The organism is Dysgonomonas sp. 521 (assembly GCF_010501055.1).
In the GTDB taxonomy this organism is placed as follows: domain Bacteria; phylum Bacteroidota; class Bacteroidia; order Bacteroidales; family Dysgonomonadaceae; genus Dysgonomonas.
The window spans coordinates 1,351-8,107 of the sequence record NZ_QVMO01000136.1; the positions used below are offsets into that span (position 1 = coordinate 1,351).

At 42.2% G+C, this 6,757-nt stretch carries 5 protein-coding genes; 3 read left to right on the top strand and 2 right to left on the bottom strand.

Annotated elements, in window-relative coordinates:
* Positions 1-666: 666 nt before the first annotated feature.
* The 3 genes from D0T84_RS20755 (at position 667) to dnaB (ending at position 3,991) form a co-directional block, all read left to right on the top strand.
* Positions 667-1,659: a hypothetical protein gene (locus D0T84_RS20755; protein WP_163309785.1), complete on the top strand. Its 993-nt coding sequence runs from the start codon at positions 667-669 to the stop codon at positions 1,657-1,659.
* Positions 1,660-2,109: a hypothetical protein gene (locus D0T84_RS20760; protein ID WP_163309787.1), complete on the top strand. Its 450-nt coding sequence runs from the start codon at positions 1,660-1,662 to the stop codon at positions 2,107-2,109.
* Positions 2,110-2,470: 361 nt separating this feature from the next.
* Positions 2,471-3,991 carry a replicative DNA helicase gene (gene dnaB, locus D0T84_RS20765; protein WP_163309789.1) on the top strand — a complete coding sequence of 507 codons (1,521 nt, stop codon included), beginning with the start codon at positions 2,471-2,473 and terminating at the stop codon, positions 3,989-3,991.
* Positions 3,992-4,002: 11 nt separating this feature from the next.
* Here the strand turns inward: dnaB and D0T84_RS20770 are convergent, their stop codons facing one another.
* Positions 4,003-6,075, bottom strand: a complete 2,073-nt coding sequence (locus D0T84_RS20770; RefSeq protein ID WP_163309791.1) for a 3'-5' exonuclease — start codon at positions 6,073-6,075, stop codon at positions 4,003-4,005.
* 138 nt (positions 6,076-6,213) lie between these two features.
* Positions 6,214-6,543: a response regulator transcription factor gene (locus D0T84_RS20775; protein WP_255495515.1), complete on the bottom strand. Its 330-nt coding sequence runs from the start codon at positions 6,541-6,543 to the stop codon at positions 6,214-6,216.
* Between the last annotated feature and the right edge of the window lie 214 nt (positions 6,544-6,757).

Sequence of the window (6,757 nt, forward strand, 5' to 3'; positions counted from 1 at the left end):
CTAAACGGGACGAAACTCGCCTGCGGCTCGGACAACATCCCGTTTCACGCCGCCTGCACCGGGTGGGTACCCCGCCTGCGGAACGTATGCACGGAACCGCAATGCGGCGACAAGGCAGAGGCTTATCCATTATTCTTGTCGTGCGTCAGCCAGCGCCATTAGCAAGCGTACGGGGTACCCACCCGGTGCAGGCGGCGTAGAATGAAGTGCGGGCGCTTTTAAGCATCGTCTGTCAATTATTGCAATGATGAATCTTTCATCACTTCATTCAGCCGGCAAGCCGATGGTGGGTCGTACGGCGAAGTGGGGCGCAATGCTTTTTTGCTTACTTTTGGAGCTTCGGCCAAAAGTAAGGTAAGCAATCTGTGATTGCGCGCAGGATAAAAAATAAAAGAACGTTTTAAGTAGCGAGGGCAGAACTGAATTAAAAATTCATGTTATGCCGAGTCTCGCAAAACGACTAATGTAATTGAACGTATAATTTAAGCAAAATCAAATACTGATTCACATTATTTATATATTCCGGCTTTATTCTTTACATATCCCTACAAAATATATTTCTGATTTTTCAGTTATAACATAGCGGACACATGTTTGTTTACAAAGCTGAACAAAATTAGAAAATATAAATTATCTTCGCAAAGAAGAAATCTTAAAAGGAAATAAATGAAAAATATAACTTATCTGCTGGGCTTTATTATCCTGTCTTTCATCGGTTGTTCCGGCACTGTAAAAAGTGACAACCACCACACTCAACCGGAAAGAATATCTATCATCCGCTTCGACAAAGATATATACGGCTATATACAGCAACCCGATTCGGAGAAAGAGAAATCGTTAAGGGAAAAATATCCGCTTCTGCTTCCGGCGTTCGGACAAATAGCGATGAAGACGAATGAACCGGCTACGTTCTTCCCTGTGCTCAAAGAGTATTTTGCAAATCAGTCTCTCCTGAAAGTATACAAGGATGCCTTGGCCAAATACGAAGACGTGTCTGTCTACGAAGAGAAGCTTACGAAAGTGAATGACCTGATAGAAGAAAACTTCGAAGGAAAAAAACTTCCCCGGCTGGCAATGCATGTCTCGGGATTCAGAGCCAACGTTATCATTGTAGACAACCTGATATCCTTATCTATAGACAAATATATGGGCAGCGATTACCCTGCTTACCTTGAGTTTTTCCAGCCTTACGAACGCATGCAGATGCAACCTGAGGATATTGTAAAAGATTATATCAAAGCGTGGCTGATGAGTGATATTATAAAAACGAATGCAGACCGGCAAAATCTTCTTACGGCAATGGTAAACGAAGGCAAGATACTCTATGCTTTATCTATACTCCTCCCCGATGAAGACCCCAATAACCTGATAGGATATACCTCCGAACAGACGGCATGGTGCAAGGATAATGAAAAAAGTATCTGGCAGACTATCGTTAAGGAAAACTACCTCTATTCTACAGACCACATGCTGATTACACGCCTCATAAACGATGCCGCGTCTACATCTGTGGTATCTCCCCAGTCTCCCGGGCGCATAGGCGCTTGGATGGGTTGGCAGATAGTGAATCAATATGCCCGTAAAAAAGGTTTTCTGGTTGAAGATATCTTATCGATGGATGCGCAGACAATACTGAAAGGCGCTAAATATAATCCATAAATGAAGAACGGATATATCTATAACCTGTTTTTCAATTTTGAAGAGACCATAAGCAGAAAGAAATTCGGCATCGCCCTTATCGCGGTATTCCTGGTATGGTACCTCTATGTGAATTTTATTTTTTACATGGATACTCCGAATCTGCTTATTTATTACCCTTCCAATATTATAATTGGCTTTGCAGCCCTATACATTCCGTACACATTAACAGTAAAACGAAGCAAAGGAATTAATTATTCGAAGGCCGTAACTATATTCAATGGGATATCTGCCAGCTTATTCTTTCCCTGCCTGATATATCTTTTCATCTTATGCGGTTCTATATTTGAAAAAGCTGCCGATAAGAATTATTATGGACTGGAATCAAGCGAACAGGTATTATTATCCATATCGCTGGCAGGAATGTTTCTAGGTATAATATCTATTCATCGAACTCTGAAACAGGAATGAATAGCTTTTAACTAAAACTGCGTTACTTTTTTTCCAACAGCCTACCCTTTTAATAACCTCATTATATACATCTTACGATTAAAATAAAATATAAAAAGTGACAAAAGTGACACCTTTTATATTGTTTCTCTCTGTTACTTTTTACTCATTGCTTCCTCAGAATAAAATGGAGCTTATTACGTCAAGGATCTCTATATAAGATAATTTATATACGATCCGATTACAGGTTCCCCGTTAATGATTTAGAGAGAATAATCCTATATTACGGCAAGTTATTAACAGCAGTGTTCAAAACTTAAATCTGCACCAAACGTTATTTCTTATATCTTTGGATAAAAATAAAGGAAAGGGAAAGCTGTAAATGGCAGAATCGAACAACAGAAATCAAGGACGACGTAAGACGAAGGAAACAACAGTAGTCCCGGATATAGGGAAAATACAACCTCAGGCTCGCGAACTGGAAGAAGCTATTCTGGGAGCCCTAATGCTTGAAAAAGATGCCTACTCGTTGGTCAGTGATATATTAAAACCGGAAAGTTTTTACGATCCTATACACCAGCTTGTATACAGGGCAATAGTAGACCTGGCAGTACGTCAGGCTCCTATCGATATGCTGACCGTTGTAGAACAACTCAAAAAGGATGGCGAACTGGAAACTGTAGGCGGGCCTGTATATATAGCCCAGCTTACCGAGAAAGTCGCCTCTGCCGCCCATATAGAATTTCATGCGCGCATTATAGCCCAGAAGTATCTGGCACGGGAACTAATTTCCTTCTCGTCAGGGGTAGCAAATAAAGCGTTCGATGAAACAATAGATGTGGACGACCTGATGCAGGAAGCCGAAAGTAAGCTTTTCGAGATTTCGCAGCGCAATGTAAAAAAAGACGTTACGCAGATAAACCCTGTTATTAAAGAAGCACTGCATTTACTCGAAATAGCTGCAAGCCGTGATGACGGATTAAGCGGGTTGGAAACAGGCTTTACCGCTCTGGACAAAATCACATCCGGCTGGCAAAATTCCGACCTTGTTATTATAGCCGCACGTCCGGCGATGGGGAAAACGGCTTTCGTACTTTCCATGGCTAAGAATATGGCAGTATCTTACAAATGCCCTGTTGCCCTGTTCTCACTGGAAATGGCGAATGTTCAGCTTGTAAACCGTCTGATAGTAAACACATGCGAAATACCGGGCGAAAAGATTAAAAACGGGCAGCTACTCCCTTACGAATGGGAACAGCTGGACTTCAAAATAAAAGAGCTATACGACGCCCCTCTGTATATTGACGATACTCCAAGCTTATCCGTATTCGAACTGAGGACAAAGGCCCGCCGTCTGGTACGCGAGCATGGTGTAAAGATGATTATTATCGACTACCTGCAATTGATGAATGCCAGCGGTATGAACTATGGCAGCCGCGAACAGGAGGTGAGTATGATATCGCGCTCACTGAAAGGTCTGGCCAAAGAATTGAATATCCCTATTATAGCCCTGTCGCAGCTAAACCGCGGTGTGGAAGGCCGTACAGGAGCAGAAGGTAAACGCCCCCAGTTGTCCGACCTCCGCGAATCGGGAGCCATAGAACAGGATGCCGATATGGTATGCTTTATTCACAGGCCCGAATATTATAAGATATTCGAAGACGACAAAGGTAATTCTTTAATCGGCCTTGCCGAGATTATCATAGCCAAGCACCGTAATGGTGCTACCGGAGATGTCCTGCTACGGTTCAAAAGTGAATTTGCCCGCTTCCAGAATATTGATGATGATTATAATTTCGGCGCAGGCCAGCAATTCTCTTCCAAAATCAATAATCATCCGGTAAGCCCCGACCAGGATCCGCATCCTATGCAGGGGGGAGGCAATGACTTTGTCCCTTTCTAAATAACCTTCGGTCATTGAGATTGCAGAAATGATGTAAGTTTAACTGAATATGTAAGGCTTAACCGATGCATTGCCCTTGTTGCGGCAATGTAAAACATGCTCCTGTCAATCCCGGAACTGTAATTCGTGTCATCTGCCTGAGGGATGATTACTTCGTCAAATTCCAACCCTTTTGCCATGTGGGCGGAAGTAATAAGAATACCTTGTGCAAAAGCCGAACTCCGGCTCGACAGGAAGTATACATCATCGGCATAGAGTTTCAGCTTCTCTGACATTTCTTCTGCTTGTGATTCTGTTTTGCAAACGATACCGAGGGATTTATAAACTGATTCCCTGAAAGCAGAGATCAACATGGCAATACCCGAAATTTCTTCTTCCTCATCCCTGAATCTAAGAATTTGTGGTTTTTCACCATGACGGACAACAGGTTCCAGTTCTTCATTTTTTCGGATTTTTTGCGCTAAATCGGTTATTTCAAAGGTTGACCGGTAACTTTTGCATAGTTTCATCACCTCTCCTGCCGACAGTGCTTTCCGGATCATTCCGGCAGTAGATGATCCGTAGGGGTTGACCGTCTGGTTTGCATCTCCTAAAACAGTTTTCGGGCACGGAAAAAGTTTCTGCAGCACTTTATATTGTATGGGCGAATAGTCCTGCATTTCATCAACCAGAAGATGCTTAACCTTGCTTTGTACATTACTCCCGTCCAATATGGTGTGGATATATGCCAAAGGCGCTAAATCTGCATATTCAAGTGTACGGTTCTTTCGCATCTTAAACAGTTCGGGTCTTCCTATCCATTCGAAGAAATCTTTGTAAACCTGCATGTCATTATTTCCCTTAAACATATTCCTTATCTCTTTTTTAAGGGTATTCCGTTCGGCAGTAGTAACCGCGATCCGGTACCGGACTTGTGCCATCTCCAGAATATAATCGGTCATCGCCTCATAACGCTGACGCATCGGATAACGGTTGAAACGGCGGAATTGTTCTTCGATATATCCGGCCGGAATAGTGACATACTTTGTCAGCTTCACATCCACGGCTTTGAAGTAGTGGTTTTCTATATGCAGGATAAACCGGTCTAACTCTGAAATAAAATCGAAAGTGGCTTTATACTGTATCCGGTCAGAAAAACCCGGAGCCGGCTTTGTGAGCAATTCGTTAACCTGTTCGAAGAAATTCCGGAACTTATATTTATTATCCAATACACCGGACAGGATTTGCTCCATACCGGTTTCGGGTACGGTTTCTTCTCCCAGTTCGGGAAGTACGTTTGATATATAATCCGCAAAAACCTTATTGGGAGAGAGAATTAGAATATCTTTTGACGAAAGGCTATCTTTAAAAGTGTATAGCAGGTAAGCAATACGATGCAGGGCAATTGACGTTTTGCCCGAACCTGCCACCCCTTGGATAATAAGGACATTCGCATCCTCATTACGAATAATCCGGTTTTGCTCCCGCTGGATAGTCGCAACGATATTTTTCATTTTATCATCCGCGTTGGCACTCAGTTCTTTTTGCAGGATATCATCGTGAACTGTCAGGGAACTTTCAATCATAAATTCCATTCTCCCATTGCGGATACGGTATTGGCGTTTCAATAAAATATCCCCCGCTACTTCCCCCTTTGGGGATGTATAAAAAGCTTCTCCCAGTTCACAGTCGTAGAACATGCCCGAGACAGGCGCACGCCAGTCATATATAAGGTTCTGTTTACTATCAGGATCGTAGAACGAATGAACTCCGATATAGACAGGCAAAGCATTACAAGCCCCATTCTTCTCTTTGAAGTCGATCCGCCCGAAATATGGGTTATCAAAAATCTTACCGAGCCGCTTGCGCCTGCCAATCACACTTTCTCCCACTGCAAAATGATTCAGAATACTCTCCCGCATGGAGCGTATTTCATGCGGATCGATATCTTTGTTCGACCATAAGTAATCCTTATAGTCAGCCAATGTATCGACATGCTCTTTGACCGACATATCCGTATTGTTGATTATCTTATCCAACAAATTGATAATCTGCCGCAAATATTCACGTTCTTGCTCCTCTGTTTTATTAAATACTGTATTCATTGTTGTTTAAGCATAAAAAAGACACAAAAAAGAGTCTAAAATTACTGCGTTACAACAATCTGAGAAATGGCTATTTGTAGCTATAAGTGTAGTGAAAAGATTCTGACAGAAAGAGGCAAACAGGGATGTTCGTATCAGTTAACGGATGATGCCGCAATCCTGTGCCAGATTAATAGCTTCAATTATATTATCAACATCCAGTTTCGCCAATATATTCTTCCGGTGGTTATTTACAGTGTAAATGCTAAGATTGAGCCTGTCGGCAATTTCTTTGCTCAGCAATCCCTGACGAATTAATAAAAGTATCTCCTTTTCGCGGATGGTTAATCGCTTGTCTGTCGGAATCAATGCAGAAGTGAGTATCTCGCCCGTTTTCCTGTTTATAACCGTCCGCTTGATTTTCGCCGAAGGTATCTGGTCGGGAGATATATCCATGACACCCATAATTATCCAAGCTTTTCCTTTCATATCCTTTTCGAATACCTGATGCCGACTGACAACATTTACATATTGCCCTCTTACATCCAGTATCCGGTACTGGAATATCTGCTGGTAGTCGTTCCTTTCTTCCGGTGGTAGCGAGTAGATAGTCGCTCCTTAAAAAGTATATAATAAGTTATTTACCAACAAATTATCTCTTAAATTATTTGCTTAATATTGCAGAATTTCGTATCTTGAAGTC

Excerpts from the sequence above, each read along its gene's own strand:
- D0T84_RS20775 (WP_255495515.1), bottom strand. The coding sequence starts at position 6,543 with ATGAAAGGAAAAGCTTGGATAATTATGGGTGTCATGGATATATCTCCC.
- D0T84_RS20755 (WP_163309785.1), top strand. The coding sequence starts at position 667 with ATGAAAAATATAACTTATCTGCTGGGCTTTATTATCCTGTCTTTCATC.
- D0T84_RS20760 (WP_163309787.1), top strand. The coding sequence starts at position 1,660 with ATGAAGAACGGATATATCTATAACCTGTTTTTCAATTTTGAAGAGACC.
- dnaB (WP_163309789.1), top strand. The coding sequence starts at position 2,471 with ATGGCAGAATCGAACAACAGAAATCAAGGACGACGTAAGACGAAGGAA.
- D0T84_RS20770 (WP_163309791.1), bottom strand. The coding sequence starts at position 6,075 with ATGAATACAGTATTTAATAAAACAGAGGAGCAAGAACGTGAATATTTG.